At 75.6% G+C, this 15,307-nt stretch carries 19 protein-coding genes; 18 read left to right on the plus strand and 1 reads right to left on the minus strand.

Annotated elements, in window-relative coordinates:
- The first annotated feature begins 35 nt into the window (after positions 1 to 35).
- The 10 genes from BAW75_RS04780 (at position 36) to BAW75_RS04825 (ending at position 9,191) form a co-directional block, all read left to right on the plus strand.
- Positions 36 to 842 carry a DivIVA domain-containing protein gene (locus BAW75_RS04780; RefSeq protein WP_104112769.1) on the plus strand — a complete coding sequence of 269 codons (807 nt, stop codon included), beginning with the start codon at positions 36 to 38 and terminating at the stop codon, positions 840 to 842.
- A gap of 72 nt (positions 843 to 914) precedes the next feature.
- Positions 915 to 1,679, plus strand: coding sequence for a hypothetical protein (locus tag BAW75_RS04785; protein WP_104112770.1), 765 nt, complete (start codon positions 915 to 917; stop codon positions 1,677 to 1,679).
- Between the two features lie 2 nt (positions 1,680 to 1,681).
- On the plus strand, positions 1,682 to 1,990 hold the full coding sequence (locus BAW75_RS04790; RefSeq protein WP_104112771.1) for a DUF167 domain-containing protein: 309 nt from the start codon (positions 1,682 to 1,684) through the stop codon (positions 1,988 to 1,990).
- A gap of 22 nt (positions 1,991 to 2,012) precedes the next feature.
- Positions 2,013 to 3,518: a potassium/proton antiporter gene (locus tag BAW75_RS04795; RefSeq protein ID WP_104112772.1), complete on the plus strand. Its 1,506-nt coding sequence runs from the start codon at positions 2,013 to 2,015 to the stop codon at positions 3,516 to 3,518.
- A gap of 224 nt (positions 3,519 to 3,742) precedes the next feature.
- Positions 3,743 to 4,162: a TraR/DksA family transcriptional regulator gene (locus tag BAW75_RS04800; protein ID WP_030500254.1), complete on the plus strand. Its 420-nt coding sequence runs from the start codon at positions 3,743 to 3,745 to the stop codon at positions 4,160 to 4,162.
- Positions 4,163 to 4,228: 66 nt separating this feature from the next.
- Positions 4,229 to 4,831, plus strand: a complete 603-nt coding sequence (gene lspA, locus BAW75_RS04805; RefSeq protein ID WP_104112773.1) for a signal peptidase II — start codon at positions 4,229 to 4,231, stop codon at positions 4,829 to 4,831.
- Positions 4,828 to 5,772 (plus strand): RluA family pseudouridine synthase, encoded by a 945-nt coding sequence (locus tag BAW75_RS04810; RefSeq protein ID WP_104112774.1) that lies wholly within the window; start codon positions 4,828 to 4,830, stop codon positions 5,770 to 5,772. Before lspA ends, BAW75_RS04810 begins: the two co-directional genes overlap by 4 nt.
- A 2-nt stretch (positions 5,773 to 5,774) precedes the next feature.
- On the plus strand, positions 5,775 to 6,629 hold the full coding sequence (locus tag BAW75_RS04815) for a hypothetical protein (RefSeq protein WP_104112775.1): 855 nt from the start codon (positions 5,775 to 5,777) through the stop codon (positions 6,627 to 6,629).
- Between the two features lie 140 nt (positions 6,630 to 6,769).
- A complete protein-coding gene (locus BAW75_RS04820; protein ID WP_104112776.1) occupies positions 6,770 to 8,308 on the plus strand; it encodes an ATPase in 1,539 nt (512 codons plus the stop codon).
- 49 nt (positions 8,309 to 8,357) lie between these two features.
- On the plus strand, positions 8,358 to 9,191 hold the full coding sequence (locus BAW75_RS04825; RefSeq protein WP_104112777.1) for a DUF2567 domain-containing protein: 834 nt from the start codon (positions 8,358 to 8,360) through the stop codon (positions 9,189 to 9,191).
- On the opposite strand, the gene BAW75_RS04830 is transcribed toward BAW75_RS04825, so the two are convergent.
- The gene (locus BAW75_RS04830) at positions 9,157 to 9,861 is read right to left on the minus strand and encodes an LON peptidase substrate-binding domain-containing protein (RefSeq protein WP_043329490.1); all 705 of its coding nucleotides are present in this window, start codon (positions 9,859 to 9,861) and stop codon (positions 9,157 to 9,159) included. The genes BAW75_RS04825 and BAW75_RS04830 overlap by 35 nt on opposite strands.
- A 108-nt stretch (positions 9,862 to 9,969) precedes the next feature.
- On the opposite strand from BAW75_RS04830, the gene hisD reads away from it, so the two are divergent.
- The 8 genes from hisD to BAW75_RS04865 are packed head-to-tail and all read left to right on the plus strand — an operon-like array spanning position 9,970 to position 15,270.
- Positions 9,970 to 11,295 carry a histidinol dehydrogenase gene (gene hisD / locus BAW75_RS04835; RefSeq protein WP_043329491.1) on the plus strand — a complete coding sequence of 442 codons (1,326 nt, stop codon included), beginning with the start codon at positions 9,970 to 9,972 and terminating at the stop codon, positions 11,293 to 11,295.
- Positions 11,292 to 12,365 (plus strand): histidinol-phosphate transaminase, encoded by a 1,074-nt coding sequence (locus BAW75_RS04840; RefSeq protein WP_069089034.1) that lies wholly within the window; start codon positions 11,292 to 11,294, stop codon positions 12,363 to 12,365. Before hisD ends, BAW75_RS04840 begins: the two co-directional genes overlap by 4 nt.
- The gene (gene hisB / locus BAW75_RS04845; RefSeq protein WP_043329493.1) at positions 12,362 to 12,973 is read left to right on the plus strand and encodes an imidazoleglycerol-phosphate dehydratase HisB; all 612 of its coding nucleotides are present in this window, start codon (positions 12,362 to 12,364) and stop codon (positions 12,971 to 12,973) included. The genes BAW75_RS04840 and hisB overlap by 4 nt, the downstream gene beginning before the upstream one ends.
- A 5-nt stretch (positions 12,974 to 12,978) precedes the next feature.
- Positions 12,979 to 13,140: a hypothetical protein gene (locus BAW75_RS32230; RefSeq protein ID WP_166456842.1), complete on the plus strand. Its 162-nt coding sequence runs from the start codon at positions 12,979 to 12,981 to the stop codon at positions 13,138 to 13,140.
- The gene (hisH, locus tag BAW75_RS04850) at positions 13,140 to 13,763 is read left to right on the plus strand and encodes an imidazole glycerol phosphate synthase subunit HisH (protein ID WP_104112778.1); all 624 of its coding nucleotides are present in this window, start codon (positions 13,140 to 13,142) and stop codon (positions 13,761 to 13,763) included. Before BAW75_RS32230 ends, hisH begins: the two co-directional genes overlap by 1 nt.
- A gap of 19 nt (positions 13,764 to 13,782) precedes the next feature.
- Positions 13,783 to 14,103 (plus strand): hypothetical protein, encoded by a 321-nt coding sequence (locus BAW75_RS04855; protein ID WP_104112779.1) that lies wholly within the window; start codon positions 13,783 to 13,785, stop codon positions 14,101 to 14,103.
- 19 nt (positions 14,104 to 14,122) lie between these two features.
- Positions 14,123 to 14,851 carry a bifunctional 1-(5-phosphoribosyl)-5-((5-phosphoribosylamino)methylideneamino)imidazole-4-carboxamide isomerase/phosphoribosylanthranilate isomerase PriA gene (gene priA / locus BAW75_RS04860; RefSeq protein WP_069089036.1) on the plus strand — a complete coding sequence of 243 codons (729 nt, stop codon included), beginning with the start codon at positions 14,123 to 14,125 and terminating at the stop codon, positions 14,849 to 14,851.
- On the plus strand, positions 14,848 to 15,270 hold the full coding sequence (locus BAW75_RS04865) for a RidA family protein (RefSeq protein ID WP_043329499.1): 423 nt from the start codon (positions 14,848 to 14,850) through the stop codon (positions 15,268 to 15,270). The genes priA and BAW75_RS04865 overlap by 4 nt, the downstream gene beginning before the upstream one ends.
- Positions 15,271 to 15,307 lie beyond the last annotated feature (37 nt).

The raw sequence follows: 15,307 nt of genomic DNA on the forward strand, positions 1-15,307 counted from the left end.
CGCTTTCGCGGCCGCAACTGACCCGAGGAGTTTCGATGCCGCTGACCCCGGCCGACGTTCACAACGTCGCCTTCAAAAAGCCGCCGATCGGCAAGCGGGGGTATGACGAGGAGGAGGTCGACGCCTTCCTGGACGAGGTCGAGCGCGAGCTGGCCCGTCTGATCGAGGAGAACAACGAGCTGCGCGCCCAGGTGGAGCGCGGCGGTCGGGGTGGCGCTCCCGCCGGCCCCGGCGGTGACGCCCGCCTCGCGGCGGAGCTCAACGACGTCAAGGCCCAGCTCGACCGGGTGCAGCGCGACAAGGCGGCCGCCGAGCAGGCGGCCCGCGCGATGCAGGCCGAGCTGGAGCAGGTCCGCACGCAGGGCGGCCCGGCCGGGGTGACCGGGGACCTCGAGCAGCAGGCGCTGCGGGTGCTCATGATGGCCCAGCGCACCGCCGACGACCACGTCTCCGACGCCCGTCGCGAGGCCGACCAGCTGCTCTCCGAGGCCCGTTCGAAGGCCGAGGAGGTCACCCGGGAGGCGCGCGCCAAGGCCGACGCCCTGGAGCGGGACGCCCGCCAGCGGCACCAGGAGGCCATGGGCGGCCTGGACGCCAAGCGCACCGCGCTGCAGAAGCACATCGAGGAGCTCAAGCAGTTCGAGCGCGAGTACCGCACCCGGCTCAAGGCGTACCTGGAGAGCCAGCTGCGTGACCTCGACGGTCGCGGCCAGGGCCTCGAGGTGGAGATGAACCGCGCCGAGGGCACCCGTGCCGCCGGCAGCAACGGTCTCGCCGCGGCCGGCCTCGCCGGCTCCTACGGCGGTGGCCGCGGCGCCGGCTCGCTCGAGTCCGGCCGCTGATCCCGCGTCGGTGGCCGTCCCCGTGACGGCCACCGACCGCCCAGACCGACACGACGCGGCCGGGGGTGAGCCGTGGTAGCCGCCAGCATCCTGCTCATCGTCGTCGCGGTCGTGCTGCTGGTCGCCGGGCTCGCCGGCGGATCCAGCCTCCTGCTCATCGTCTCGATCGCGGCCAGCGTCCTGTCCGCCGTCGTCTTCGTCGCGTTCGCCCGCCAGGCGGCCGCGGCGCGGGCCACGGCCGGCCGGGCGACCGGGCCGCGTACCCGGACCGCGCACACCGTCCCGTCTCCGGACGACCCGGTGAGCCCGGTCCCGCACCACACGTCCACGGTCGACGCCGGCGGATCCGGGTGGCGGCAACCGCCCGGGTCGCCGGTGACCGAACCGGACGACACCCCGCCGCCGGCCGCGTACTCACCACCGGCCGATCCGTTCGACGCCGATCCGTACACCGCGCCTTACGAGCCGGCGACCGCCGAGTCGTACGAACGCGTCGCCGCCGAGCCGGTGACCGACGCGGAACCGACGCCCTACTCGCCGCCCGGCCAGCGCGCCTCGGACGCCACGCGGCCCACCTCGCCCGCGCCGGGCGATGCGTTCGACGGCGACCCGCCGGCCGAGTTCCTCTCCGCCGGGCAGGTGGCCCGGCTGGTGCGGCTGCCCGGCGAGGTCCTGGTGGTCGACGGCCACCCCCGCTTCCACCTGCCCGGCTGCCCGCATCTGGTGGGCCGGGAGGACGAGCCCGTTCCGGTCGCCGAGGCGGTCGGCCTGGGCTTCACCCCGTGCGCGCAGTGCGCCGCCGCCACCACCCTGCTGGCCGAGGCCCGGCCCCGCTGACCATGACGATCGCGGACGACACGCTCACCGTCGCGGTGCGGGTGAAGCCCGGCGCGTCCCGGACCCGGGTCGGCGGCCGGTACGACGGGCCGCTGGGTCCCGCGCTCGTCGTCGCGGTGCACGCGCCGGCGGTGGACGGCCGCGCGACCGAGGCGGCCCGGAGGGCGCTCGCCGATGCGCTCGGCGTCCGGCCGGCCGCCGTGTCGCTGCGCTCCGGCGCGGCCAGCCGGGACAAGCTCTTCCTGGTGGAACGCCCGCACGCCGAACTGCCCGAGGTGCTGCGGCGACTGCGCGACGGCAGCACGCCGTGAGATCCGCCCGGGCCGGTCGGCGATGACCCCCGGGCTGGACGTCGCGTTGCTGGTGGGCGCCGCCGTGCTGCTGGTGGCGGTGGGCGCGGTGCGCTTCTCCACCCGGCTCGGCGTGCCCAGTCTGCTGGTCTACCTGGCGCTCGGGGTGCTGCTCGGCGAGGCCGGGCTGGGCATCCGCTTCGACGACGTCGAGCTGACCCGGGTGCTCGGCTTCTGCGCGCTCATCGTGATCATCGCGGAGGGCGGCCTGACCGCCCGGTGGAGCACGCTGCGGCCGGTGCTCGGGCTGGCGGCCACGCTGTCCACCGTCGGCGTGGTGGTCAGCATCGTGGTCGTCGGCGTGGTGGTGCACCTGCTGCTCGACCTGGACTGGCGGCTGGCGCTGCTCTACGGCGCGGTGCTCTCCTCGACCGACGCGGCGGCGGTGTTCGCCACGCTGCGCCGGTTGCGTCTGCCACCCCGGCTGGTGGCCGCGCTGGAGGCCGAGTCCGGGGTGAACGACGCGCCCGTCGTGCTCGTGGTGCTGCTGCTCTCCCGCGCCGGAGCGGAGGCGGCCCACCCGTGGTGGTACGAGGCGCTGCTGCTCGGCTACGAGCTGGGCGTCGGCGCGGCGGTCGGGGTGGGCGCCGGGCTGGCCGGGCGGTACGCGCTGCGCCGGGCCGCGCTCCCGTCGGCCGGCCTGTACCCGATCGCGGTGGTCGGGTTCACCGTGCTGGCGTACGCGGCCGGCTCGGTGGTGCACGCCTCCGGCTTCCTCGCCGTGTACGTGGCGGGCGTGCTGCTCGGCAACTCCCGCCTGCCGCACCGGCAGGCCATCCTCGGCTTCGCCGACGGGCTGGCCTGGCTGGCCCAGATCGGCCTGTTCGTGCTGCTCGGCCTGCTGGTCTCGCCGAGCCGGCTGGAGACCGCGGTGCTGCCCGCCGTGATCACCGGGCTGGCCCTGCTGCTGCTCGCCCGGCCGTTGTCGGTGGCGGTGTCCGCGCTGGCGTTCCGGGTCAACCTGCGCGAGCAGCTCTTCCTGTCCTGGGCCGGTCTGCGCGGCGCGGTGCCGGTCGTGCTCGCCACCATCCCGCTGTCGCTGCACGTGCCGGGGGCGGACCGCCTCTTCGACGCGGTCTTCGTGCTGGTGGTGATCTTCACGTTGCTCCAGGCCGGCACGCTGGCGACGGCGGCCCGCCGGCTGGGCGTGATCGCGCCGGCCGAGCCGAACGAGATCATGCTGGAGACCGCCCCGCTGGAGCGGATGCGCGCCGACCTGCTCCAGCTGGAGGTGCCGGACGGGTCCCGGCTGGCCGGGGTGCACGTGGACGAGCTGCGGCTGCCGGTGGGCGCCGCGGTCACGCTGGTGCTGCGCGACGGCGTCGGGTTCGTGCCCGGCGCGGACACCCGGCTCAAGGTCGGGGACAGCCTGCTCATCGTCGCCACCGCCGGCGTACGGGACGAGACCGAGCGGCGGCTGCGGGCGGTGAGCCGCCGGGGCCGGCTGGCGCGATGGTTCGGGGAGTACGGCGAGGAGACGGCCCGCTGATCTGCTACCGTTCCTTTTGCCCCGATTGATGGCAGTCCGGGGCGGATACGTGGGACGACGGTGCGGCACGTTGTCGGACGCCTGTACGTTCCGTATTCTTGCCAACCTCCGGAGTGCACGGCGGGCCCGCTCGCCGTGCACCCTTCCGTACGCGGAGACGCCGACGACGGCGTCCCCGCCCACGTACCGCTGACCGCCGCGCCACGCGGCTGAGGGAGCTGACGATGGCGAAGCCAGCCGACACCAGGACCGCCGGCCGCAAGCCCGCGCCGAAGGCCACCCGCAGCGCGGCGGAGACCGAGAAGATCCGGGCCGCCCTGGCGGCGCGGCGGGACGAGCTGAACGCCGAGTACGATCAGACGCTGAGCGAGATCACCGAGCTGCAGCGCGACCGGCTGACCGACTCGGCCGGGGACGACCAGGCCGACACCGGCACCAAGACGTTCGAGCGGGAGCAGGAGATCTCTCTCGCCAACAGCATCAAGGAGCGGATCACGCAGGTCGAGCGCGCGCTGGAGCGCCTCGACGAGGGCGGCTACGGCTGGTGCGAGCGGTGCGGCAACCCGATCCCGGTGGAGCGGCTCGCCGCGTTCCCGTCGGCCACCCTCTGCGTGACCTGCAAGCAGCTGGAGGAGCGGCGCTGATCACCGCTCCCCGGCGGCCGTACGGCAGACGGTGACCACGCCGTCGCAAGCGTCGATGGGGAGCAGATGACCGCAGCACCGCCCGCCGGTTCCGGCACCACCGAGTCGGGTGCCGGCGCGCCCCGCCGCAGGGCCGTCGGCCTGCTGCTCGGCGTGTCCCTGTTCTCGCTGCTGGCGGATCTGGGCACCAAGCAGCTCGCGCTGGCCGAGCTGACCGGCCGGGAGCCGGTGTCGGTGCTCGGCGGCACGGTCTACTTCAGCCTCACCCGCAACAGCGGCGCCGCCTGGAGCATCGGCTCCGACCACACCTGGGTCTTCCCGATCATCACGTTCGTGGTGATCGGGTGGATCGCGTGGATGGCGCTGCGGCTGCGCTCGCTGCCGTGGGCGGTGTCGCTGGGCCTGGTGCTGGGCGGCGCGCTGGGCAACCTGATCGACCGGATCTTCCGCGCGCCCGGGCACTTCGTCGGCCACGTGGTCGACATGATCAGCCTCTTCGACCCGTACGGCCAGGTCTGGCCGGTGTTCAACCTGGCCGACAGCTCGCTGGTCTGCGGCGTGGTGCTGGCGGTCTTCCTGGAGCTGACCGGCCGCCAGCGCGACGGCTCCCGGTTGCGTGACGAGAAGCGCGACGACGCCGCCCCGGCCGAGCAGCGGGAGAGCGCGTGACCTCCGCGTTCGCCGCCGGCGGCGACACCCGCTCCCTGCCCGTGCCGGACGGCCTCGACGGCATGCGCCTGGACCAGGCCGTGTCCCGGCTGTTCGGGCTCTCCCGCACCGCCGCCGCCGGCCTGATCGACGCCGGGGACGCGCTCGTCGACGGCGTGGCCCGGCCGAACTCGCACAAGGTCAAGGCGGGCTCGTGGCTGGAGGTCACGCTGCCCGCGCCGCCCGCCCCGCCGACCGTGGTGCCGCAGGCCGTGCCCGGCCTGACCGTGGTGTACGCCGACGACGACATCGTGGTGGTGGACAAGCCGGTCGGGGTGGCGGCGCACCCGAGCCCCGGCTGGACCGGCCCGACGGTGATCGTCGGGCTGGCCGGCATCGGCCACCGCATCTCCACCAGCGGCGCGGCCGAGCGGCAGGGCGTGGTGCACCGGCTCGACGTGGGCACCACCGGGATCATGGCGGTGGCCAAGAGCGAGCGCGCGTACACCGCGCTCAAGCGGGCGTTCAAGGAGCGCGAGGTGGAGAAGCGCTACCACGCCGTGGTGCAGGGCCACCCGGACCCGCTGCGCGGCACCATCGACGCGCCGATCGACAGGCACCCCCACCACGACTACCGGTGGGCGGTGGTCTCCGGCGGCAAGCCGAGCATCACCCACTACGACACGCTGGAGGCGTTCCCCTCCGCCAGCCTGCTCGACGTACGGCTGGAGACCGGGCGCACGCACCAGATCCGGGTGCACTTCTCCAGCATGCGGCACCCCTGCGTGGGCGACCTGACCTACGGGGCGGACCCGACGCTGTCGGCCCGGCTGGGGCTGTCCCGGCAGTGGCTGCACGCCCGTTCGCTGAGCTTCGCGCACCCGGGCACCGGCGACGAGGTGACGTTCGTCAGCGACTACCCGGAGGATCTGGCCCGGGCGCTGGAGATCCTGCGCGACTGACCATGAGCGACGACACCGCGCCGCCGCGCCGGTCCCGGTTCACCACGCTGACCTGGCTGGCGCTGGCCTGCGCGCTGGTGGTGCTGGTGGTAGCGGTGGCGCAGCGGCGGGACCGTCCGGTCAGCGACCGCACTGTCGGCGAGGTGACCCGGGTCGGGGTGGCCGCCGGCGCGAGCGTCCCGGCGTACCTGCGTACCGCCGGGGAGGAGCTGGCCGCCCTCGACGCGCCCGACGCCTACGCGCTCGTCTCGTTCGCCGGCTACCTGACCCCGGCGCGGGCGGCCGCCGCGCTGGACGGCGCGCCGGTCTCGGCGGTGGTGGCGCGGGTGCCGCTGTCCGGCCGGCAGACCGAGATCGTCCGGATCGCGGCGTTGCGGCTGCCGGACGACGTGGTCGCCGGGATGGCCGACGTCGCCGGGCGCAAGGACCGGGAGGCCGCCGACTACCGGTCGCGCGCCGCCGCCCCGGCGGCCACCGCCGATCCGGAGCTGCGCCGGATGCACGAGAGCGGGGCCGAGGTCGCGGCCCGGGAGGCGGACGCCTACCGGACCGGGTGCGCCTGCGTGTACGCCGCGGTGGTCCGTGCCGCGCCGGACGCGCTGCGCGCGCTCGCCGGGCGCCCGGGTGTGCGGGTGGTGGACCCGGCGCCGGAGATCACCCGGCTCGACCGGACGGTGTTCACCCCGCCGCTGCCGGAGCAGCGTGACGTGGCCCGGCCGCCGGCGGACAGCGCGGCGGCCCAGGGCGGCGGAATGGGCGATTCGTCGGAAGCTGCACGGACGGTGAGCGGACCTTCACCGACCGCCCGTGCGCCGGTCCCCGGATCCGGGCCACCCAATCCCGCTCCCACCTCCTGAGACATCAGCGGGCGCGGCCACCCGGTCGATCCCACCGTGCGGCGGGTCACCGGGCGATGTGCGGCGCGGGGAGTGGTCCGAATAGGGTTTCGTTCGTAGCCTGTCAGGCGGAGATCGATGGGCTGGGGGAGGGCGAATCCTTGGACGGCAGCGAGACCGGCTGGGGTCGGCAGGGCGAGCCGGCACCGCGGTGGCGGGCGCTGCTCGACCGGGCCCGGCTCGGCGGTCGCGGCGCGGAGCACGCCGACGCCGACCGGCACGTCGAGGACCACCACGCGCCGCCGCCCGACCCGCTGCCACGCCGCGCCGCCGGCACCGGCTGGACCGGGCGCGCCGCCGCCGTCGGCCGCGCCCCCGACGGGTCGTACGGCGCCGAGCCCGGTTACCGGGCCGAGGCCACGTTCCGCGTCGACCCCGCCTTCCGCGCCGACCCCCGCCAGGAGGGTGAACCGGCCTACCGGGCCGAGCCGGCGTACCGCACCGACCCGGAGCCGTCCTGGCGCGCCGGGCAGCCCTATCCGGCCGAGCCGTCCTGGCGCGCCGAGCCGCCTGTCGCGCCGGACCCGTCCTTCGCCGCCGAGCCCCGGCCGGAGCCGTCCTGGCGCGCCGAACCGGCGCTGCCGGAGCCGCGCGGCCGGGCCGAGGCGCCGGCCGAGTCGCGCTACTCCCTTCTCGACGGTGGCTACCGGCCCGCGCCACCGCCGGCCGAGTCCCGGTACGCCCTGCTCGACCGGGGCCGCTACCGGCCGGACGTCCCGCCCGCGCCGGAACCGGTGGTGCCCGCGCCGCGCAGCCCGCTGGAGGGCCGCTCCGGCCGCGCCGGGCGGGTCGCGCCGGCCCAGGCGCAGTGGCGTGCCCCCGAGCCGGACGCCGAGCTGGAACGCGCCACCAGCGTGCTGCGCCGCGAGCTGGGCACGCCCCGGGTGCTCGCGTTCGCCAACCCCAAGGGCGGGGTGCACAAGACCACCGCCACCGTGCTCGCCGCGGCGACGGTGGGCAGCGTCCGCGGGCGCGGCGTGCTCGCCTGGGACGACAACGAGCTGCGCGGCACGCTCGGGCTGCGGGCCGGCAGCGCCCGGCACGCCCGCACCATCCGGCACCTGATCCACGACCTGGCGCAGATCGAGATCCTCGAGGGCAACCGGCTGCTGTCCCACCTCGACGACTACCTGCGGCACGCCTCCGACGGCTCGTACGACGTGCTGGCCGGCGAGGAGAGCCCGCGCTTCGCCCAGCGGCTCGACCAGTTCACCGTCAAGCGGGTGCTGGAGCTGCTGCGCCGCACCCACGAGGTGGTCTGCGTGGACACCGGCAACAACGTGGAGAGCCCGAACTGGCGTACCGTGATGCAGGCGGCCGACCAGCTCGTGGTGACCACCGTGCCGCGTGAGGACGCGGCGTTCAGCGCGGACTGGATGCTCGACCTGCTGCACGAGGAGGGCATGGGCGACCTGGCCGACAACGCGGTCACGTTGATCTCCTGCCCGACGCCCGGCCGGACCTCCCTGCAGGACGACCTGGAACGGCACTTCGCCACCCGGACCCGGGCGGTGGCGGTGGTGCCCTACGACCCGGCGCTGGAGACCGGCTCCTCGATCGAGTACCACCAGCTCCAGGCCGAGACCCGCAACGCCTGGCTCAAGGCCGCCGCGGTGATGGTGGAACCGTTCGCGCGCTGAGGCGGCGACCACCGCCCCGCGCCGTGCCCCGGCCTGAGAGGATCAACGGGTGACTCCGGACACCCCTGATCCCGAGCGGACGCGCGAGCGTGCCGACGGCGCCGAGGCGCGGCCCGAGCGCGAGCAGCCGCCTGCCTGGCCCGGCGGACCACCCGGCTGGCCCGGCGGACTGCCGGTGCCCGCCGGCACCCCGGTCACCGCGCCCGGCGCCGACCCGCTGGCCGGGCATCCGGGCGTCGTGACGCAGCTCCCCGGTGCGTCGCCCGCGTCCCGGCGCGCGGTGGGCCGGGTGGTGGCGACCACCCTGGGCGTGGCCGCGCTGCTCACTGCGCTCGGCGCGCCGCTCGGGTTGCTCTGGGTGTGGGCGGCGCCGGCCACCCCGGTACGGCAGACGCCGGCCGGCGCGGTCTACGCCACCACGCAGCCGGAGCAGCCGATCGCCGCGGACGGCTGGTTCAGCCTCCTGACCCTCGGCTTCGGCGTGCTCGCCGCGATCACCCTGTGGGTGGTGCTGCGCCGCCGGCGTGGTCCGGCGGGCCTGCTCGCGGTCACCCTCGGCGGTCTCGGCGCGGCGGTGGTGGCCTGGCAGGTCGGCCGCCGGATCGGCCTGTCCACGTTCCAGCGGCTGGTGGAGACCGCGCCGCCGGGTACCGCCTTCACCAAACCCGTCGACCTGCGCGCCGGCGGCGTCGACTGGTTCGGCCCGCTCCCGCTGCCGCACGGCAACCTGCTGCTCGCCGCGTTCGGCGCCGCAGTCACGTACACGCTGCTCGCGGGCTGGTCGCGGTGGCCGTCGCTGCGGCCGGAGCCGGAGTTCGACGGCGGGTGGCCGCCGCCGGCGCCGGGGTTCAGTTCGGCGCCGGGAGACCCGCCAGCTCGCTGAGCGGCACCGGCACCGCCCGGACCTGCCGCAGCAACGCCGTCTCCCGGTTGAGCAGGCGCAGCTCGGCCCGCAGGCGGGCGGCGGTGTCGTCGATGGCGAGCAGCCGCTGCCGGTCGTCCACGGTCAGCGCGGCGGTCGCGGCCACCAGGTGCGAGAGCACCGTCGGGTCCTCCGGCAACTGCTCGGAGATCTCCTGCTGGTCCGGCCGGATCAGGCCGAGATATTGCCGGAACACCGAGATCACCCGGGCCGCCAGCAGGTCGGCCGTCTCGTCCGGGCCGCCCGGCTCGGGCAACCACTCCACCTCCGCCGTCAGGTAGGGCTCGGCGGAATGGTCGACCTCGGCGAGGCGGAACCGGCGCCGCCCCACGGTGACGATGTCGAACCCGCCGTCGGCCAGCTCGGTGACCTGCCGCAGCTCGGCGGTGCAGCCCACCTCGTGCAGCGTGACCTCGCCGGCGGTCAGCCCGAAGCGCCCCGGCGGCCCGGCCGGCGCCACCTCCCAGCCGGCCCGGATCGCGACCACGCCGAACTCGCGCGGCGCGCCCTCGGGCAGCGCCACCAGGTGGCGAACCAGCGCCCGGTAGCGCTCCTCGAAGATGTGCAGCGGAAGGACCAGCCCGGGGAAGAGGACGGTCCCGAGCGGGAACACCGGCAGCCGTGCGCTCACGCGATCGAGCGTATCCCCAACGCGCCCGCCCGCGCGTGTCCCGGCTCACCGTCCCGGCGTGCGGGCGGCCCGGGCCGGTCGCCGCGGCGGCGGCCTAGACTCGCAGGCGTGCTGAATCGGATCGACCTGCGCGGCGGGGCACGTGACCCGCGCCGCCTGCTGCCCCGTGCCCAGCTCGACGTCTCCGTGGCGGTCGAGCGGATCCGCCCGCTGGTCGAGGCGGTCCGGGAGCATGGGTACCCGGCGATCCGGGAGGCCAGCGAACGGTTCGACGGTGTGTCACCGGAGCGGCTGCGGGTGCCGGTCGAGACGATCCGCGCCGCCGAGGACGAGCTGGACCCGCAGGTCCGCGCCGCGCTGCTGGAGTCGATCACCAGGGCCCGCAAGGTGCACGCCGACCAGCGCCGCACCGACCACACCACGACCGTGGTGCCCGGCGGCACGGTCACCGAGCGGTGGGTGCCGGTCGACCGGGTCGGTCTCTACGTCCCCGGCGGCCTGGCCATGTACCCGTCGACGGTGGTGATGAACGTCGTCCCGGCCCAGGCGGCCGGGGTGCGCTCGCTGGTGGTGGTGAGCCCGCCGCAGAAGGACAACGACGGCCTGCCGGACCGCCGGGTCCTGGCGGCCTGCGCGCTGCTCGGCGTGGACGAGGTGTACGCCGTCGGCGGCGCCCAGGCCGTCGCCATGCTCGCGTACGGGGCGGGCGCCGACCCGGCCGGGGACGAGCGCTGCGAGCCCGTCGACATGATCACCGGCCCGGGTAACATCTGGGTCACCGCCGCGAAGCGGCTGCTGCGCGGCGTGGTCGGCATCGACGCCGAGGCCGGCCCGACCGAGATCGCGATCCTGGCCGACGACACCGCCGACCCGGCGCACGTCGCCGCCGACCTGATCAGCCAGGCCGAGCACGACCCCCTCGCGGCCAGCGTGCTGGTCACCCCGTCCACGGCGCTGGCCGACGCGGTCGACGCCGAGCTTGCCCGGCAGGCGCCCGCGGCCAAGCACGCCGAGCGGATCGGCACCGCGCTGCGCGGCGAGCAGAGCGGCGTGGTACTGGTCGACGACCTGGAGGCCGGGCTGCGGGTGGTCGACGCGTACGCGGCCGAGCACCTGGAGATCCAGACCGAGAACGCCCGTGAGTGGGCGCTGCGGGTCCGCAACGCCGGTGCGGTGTTCGTGGGCGCGTGGTCGCCGGTGTCGCTCGGCGACTACTGCGCGGGCTCCAACCACGTGCTGCCCACCGGCGGCTGCGCGCGGCACTCCTCCGGGCTGTCCGTGCAGTCGTTCCTGCGCGGCGTCCACCTGGTCGAATACACGCAGGAGGCGCTGCGCGACGTGGCCCCGCACGTGGTCACGCTGGCGACCGTGGAGGACCTGCCCGCGCACGGCCAGGCGGTCAGCGTCCGCTTCCCCGAGGGCGGGGCGTCGTGACCACGCTCGACGACCTGCCGATCCGCGAGGACCTGCGCGGGCGCACGCCGTACGGCGCGCCGCAGCTCGACGTGCCGGTGCGGCTGAACACCAACGAGAACTCCTACCCGGTGCCCGAGCCGGTGGTCGAGGCGATCGGCAAGGCGCTCGCCGCCGAGCTGCGTGACCTCAACCGCTACCCGGACCGGGACGCGGTGGCGCTGCGCGCCGACCTGGCCGCCTACCTGGGACACGGGCTCACCGCCGACCACGTGTGGGCGGCGAACGGCTCCAACGAGATCCAGCAGCAGCTGCTGCAGGCGTTCGGCGGTCCCGGGCGCACCGCGCTCGGCTTCACCCCGGCGTACTCGATGCACCCGCTGCTGGCGCTCGGCACCGGCACCCGGTGGGTGCCCGCCCGGCGCGGCGCGGACTTCGGGCTCACCGCCGACGAGGCGGTGGCCCAGGTCCGCGAGCACCGGCCGGACGTGGTGTTCCTCTGCTCGCCGAACAACCCGACCGGCACCGCGCTCGACCCGGCCGTGGTCGCCGCCGTGCTGGACGAGGCGCCCGGCATGGTGGTCGTGGACGAGGCGTACGCCGAGTTCGCCCGGCCCGGCACGGTGAGCGCGCTGGCGGTGCTGCCCGGCCACCCGCGGCTGGTGGTGACCCGCACCATGAGCAAGGCGTTCGGCTTCGCCGGCGGCCGGCTCGGCTACCTGGCCGCCGACCCGGCGGTGGTGGACGCGGTGCAACTGGTCCGGCTGCCGTACCACCTGTCCGCGCTCACCCAGGCCGCCGCCCGCGCGGCGCTGGCGCACCGGGACGCCCTGCTCGGCACCGTGGCCGCGATCATGGAGCAGCGGGACCGGATCGTCGCCGAGCTGCGCGCCCGGGGCCACCGGGTGGCCGACAGCGACGCCAACTTCGTGCTGTTCGCCGTCGACGGGGACCAGGCGGTGGCCTGGCGTACCCTGCTCGATGCCGGCGTGCTGGTGCGCGACGTCGGCCTGCCCGGCTGGCTGCGCGTCACCGCCGGCACCCCGACCGAGACCGACGCCTTCCTCACCGCGATGGAGAACGTTTCATGAGCCGGATCGCCCGGATCGAGCGGGTCACAAACGAGACCAAGGTGCTCGTCGAGATCGACCTCGACGGCACCGGCCAGGCCGACATCTCCACCGGCGTCGGCTTCTACGACCACATGCTCAACCAGATCGCCCGGCACGGCGGCTTCGACCTGACCGTGCACACCGTCGGCGACCTGGAGATCGACGCGCACCACACGATGGAGGACACCGCGCTGGCGCTGGGCGCCGCGTTCGACCGGGCGCTGGGCGACAAGGCGGGCATCCGGCGGTACGGCTCGGCCACCGTCCCGATGGACGAGGTGCTGGTCCGGGCCGCCGTCGACCTGTCCGGCCGCCCGTACGTGGTGCACGACGAGCCGGCGCTGGCCCCGTACATCGGGCCGGTCTACCCGACGAGCATGACCCGGCACATCTGGGAGTCGTTCGGCCAGTCGGCCCGGATCACGCTGCACGTGGACGTGCTGCGCGCGGCCCGGCCGGGCGGGCACCCGGATGCGCACCACGTGGTCGAGGCGCAGTTCAAGGCCGTCTCCCGCGCGCTGCGCGAGGCCACCGCGCTCGATCCCCGTAACGCCGGTGTGGTGCCGTCCACGAAGGGCGCTCTCTAATGAAGGTGCTGCCCACTCTCGTGTTGATCCTGGCCGGGCTGCTGGTCGGCGGGACGTGGTCGCTGCTCAAGCAGGGCGCGCCGCGCGCCGCCGTGGTGGTCACCGGGCTGCTGGCCGTACTGGCCACCGTCGCCGGGGTGCTCTGGCTGCTGCCGGGGGAGAGCTGATGACGCGGCGCGTGGTGGTGCTCGACTACGGCTCGGGCAACCTGCGGTCGGCCGAGCGCGCGGTGGCGCGGGCCGGCGCCGACGTGACCGTCACCGACGACCTGGACGCCGCCGCGTCGGCCGACGGCCTGGTGGTGCCGGGCGTGGGCGCGTTCGCCGCCTGCATGGCCGGGATCGAGGCGCTGGGCGCCGGGCCGGTGATCGCCGAGCGGGTCGCCGCCGGGCGGCCGGTGCTGGGCATCTGCGTCGGCATGCAGATCCTCTTCGGGCACGGCGAGGAGCACGGCGTGGTCACCAAGGGGCTCGGGCTGCTGCCCGGCGGCGTGACCCGGCTGCCCGCGCGGCGGCTGCCGCACATGGGCTGGAACACGGTGCGGCCGTCGGCCGGCTCGACGCTGTTCGCCGGGCTGCCGGAGGGCACCCGGTTCTACTTCGTGCACTCCTACGGCGTGACGGACCCGGCGGCGCTGGCCGAGGCGGGCGCCACGGTGACGACCGCGCACCACGGCACGGACTTCGTGGCCGCGGTGGAGCGGGGCGCGCTGTCGGCCGCGCAGTTCCACCCGGAGAAGTCGGCCGACGCCGGTGCGGCGCTGCTGCGCAACTGGCTCGGCACGCTGTGACCGGCCCGCTGGCGTCGGCGTGAGCAAGGAGCGGGCCCGCCGCCGCGCGGCGCGCGAGGCCGAGCAGGAGCGTGCGCGCGCCGTCCGCGCCCGCCGGGTGGCCCGCCGGGAGCGGCGTCGTTCCCTGGTACGCCGGCTGACGCCGTCGCTGCGGCGCGGCCGTACCGGCCGGCTGCGCCGGCACACCCGCCGGGAGCGGGCGACGATCCTGGTGCTCACCGCGGTGGCGGTGGTCGGCATCTGGAGCCTGGTGGACGACCTGGCGCTGCGGCTGGTGCTGGTCGCGTTGTTGTTGCTGGTCCTGCCCGCGATCGTGGTGATCGCGCTGGACCGTCGTTGAGGATCCGAGGAGAGAAGCGTTGAGCCTCACCCTGTTGCCCGCCGTGGACGTCGCCGACGGCCAGGCCGTCCGGCTCGTGCAGGGCGCCGCCGGTAGCGAGACCGCGTACGGCGACCCGCTGGACGCGGCGCTGGCCTGGCAGTCCGACGGCGCGGAGTGGATCCATCTGGTGGATCTGGACGCCGCGTTCGGGCGGGGCTCCAACGCCGCGCTGCTGGCCGAGGTGGTCGGCAAGCTGGACGTGAAGGTGGAGCTGTCCGGTGGCATCCGCGACGACGAGTCGCTGCGGGCGGCGCTGGCCACCGGGGCGGCGCGGGTGAACATCGGCACCGCCGCGCTGGAGGATCCGCAGTGGTGCGACCGGATCTGCGGCGAGTACGGCGACCGGGTGGCGATCGGGCTGGACGTGCGCGGCCGTACCCTGTCGGCGCGCGGCTGGACCCGCGACGGCGGTGACCTGTACGAGGTGCTGGCCCGGCTGGACGCGGCGGGCGCGGCGCGGTACGTGGTCACCGACATCACCAAGGACGGCACCATGCGCGGGCCGAACCTGGACCTGCTGCGCGAGGTGTGCGCCCGCACCGACGCCCCGGTGATCGCCTCCGGCGGCGTGTCCACGCTCGACGACCTGCGGGCGCTGGCCACGCTGGAGCCGGTGGGCGTGGAGGGCGTGATCGCCGGGAAGGCGCTCTACGCGGGCGCGTTCACCGTCGCCGAGGCGCTGGCGACGCTGCGGGCCGACGCATGACCGCCGCGCCGCCCGAGCCGCCGGCGGACGCCGGTGTGGTGACCCGGCTCGGCTCGGGCGGCCCGTGGGAGGCGCTGTACGGCTACTCGCGGGTGGTCCGGGCCGGTTCGCTGGCGATCACGGCCGGCTGCACCTCCACTGTGGACGGCCGGGTGGCGCACGCCGGCGACGCGGCGGCGCAGACCGCGCAGGCGATCCGGATCGGCCTGGACGCGCTGGCCGAGGTGGGCGCCGGTCCGGGCGACGTGGTGCGGACCCGGATGTACGTGACGGACCGGATCTTCGCCGACGAGGTGGGCCGGGCGCACAACGCCGTGTTCGGCCCGGTACGCCCGGTGGCGACGATGGTGGTGGTGGCCGGGCTGATCGACCCGGACCTGCTGGTCGAGGTCGAGCTGGAGGCGTACCTCCCCGCCTGAGGCGTTCCGGGGTGCCTCGCGCGCCCCGGACCACACG

It is taken from the genome of Micromonospora chalcea, from assembly GCF_002926165.1.
Classification (GTDB): Bacteria; Actinomycetota; Actinomycetes; order Mycobacteriales; family Micromonosporaceae; genus Micromonospora; species Micromonospora chalcea.

Excerpts from the sequence above, each read along its gene's own strand:
- BAW75_RS04815 (WP_104112775.1), top strand. The coding sequence starts at position 5,775 with ATGAGCGACGACACCGCGCCGCCGCGCCGGTCCCGGTTCACCACGCTG.
- BAW75_RS04795 (WP_104112772.1), top strand. The coding sequence starts at position 2,013 with ATGACCCCCGGGCTGGACGTCGCGTTGCTGGTGGGCGCCGCCGTGCTG.
- lspA (WP_104112773.1), top strand. The coding sequence starts at position 4,229 with ATGACCGCAGCACCGCCCGCCGGTTCCGGCACCACCGAGTCGGGTGCC.
- BAW75_RS04865 (WP_043329499.1), top strand. The coding sequence starts at position 14,848 with ATGACCGCCGCGCCGCCCGAGCCGCCGGCGGACGCCGGTGTGGTGACC.
- BAW75_RS04780 (WP_104112769.1), top strand. The coding sequence starts at position 36 with ATGCCGCTGACCCCGGCCGACGTTCACAACGTCGCCTTCAAAAAGCCG.
- hisH (WP_104112778.1), top strand. The coding sequence starts at position 13,140 with ATGACGCGGCGCGTGGTGGTGCTCGACTACGGCTCGGGCAACCTGCGG.
- BAW75_RS04800 (WP_030500254.1), top strand. The coding sequence starts at position 3,743 with ATGGCGAAGCCAGCCGACACCAGGACCGCCGGCCGCAAGCCCGCGCCG.
- BAW75_RS04790 (WP_104112771.1), top strand. The coding sequence starts at position 1,682 with ATGACGATCGCGGACGACACGCTCACCGTCGCGGTGCGGGTGAAGCCC.
- hisB (WP_043329493.1), top strand. The coding sequence starts at position 12,362 with ATGAGCCGGATCGCCCGGATCGAGCGGGTCACAAACGAGACCAAGGTG.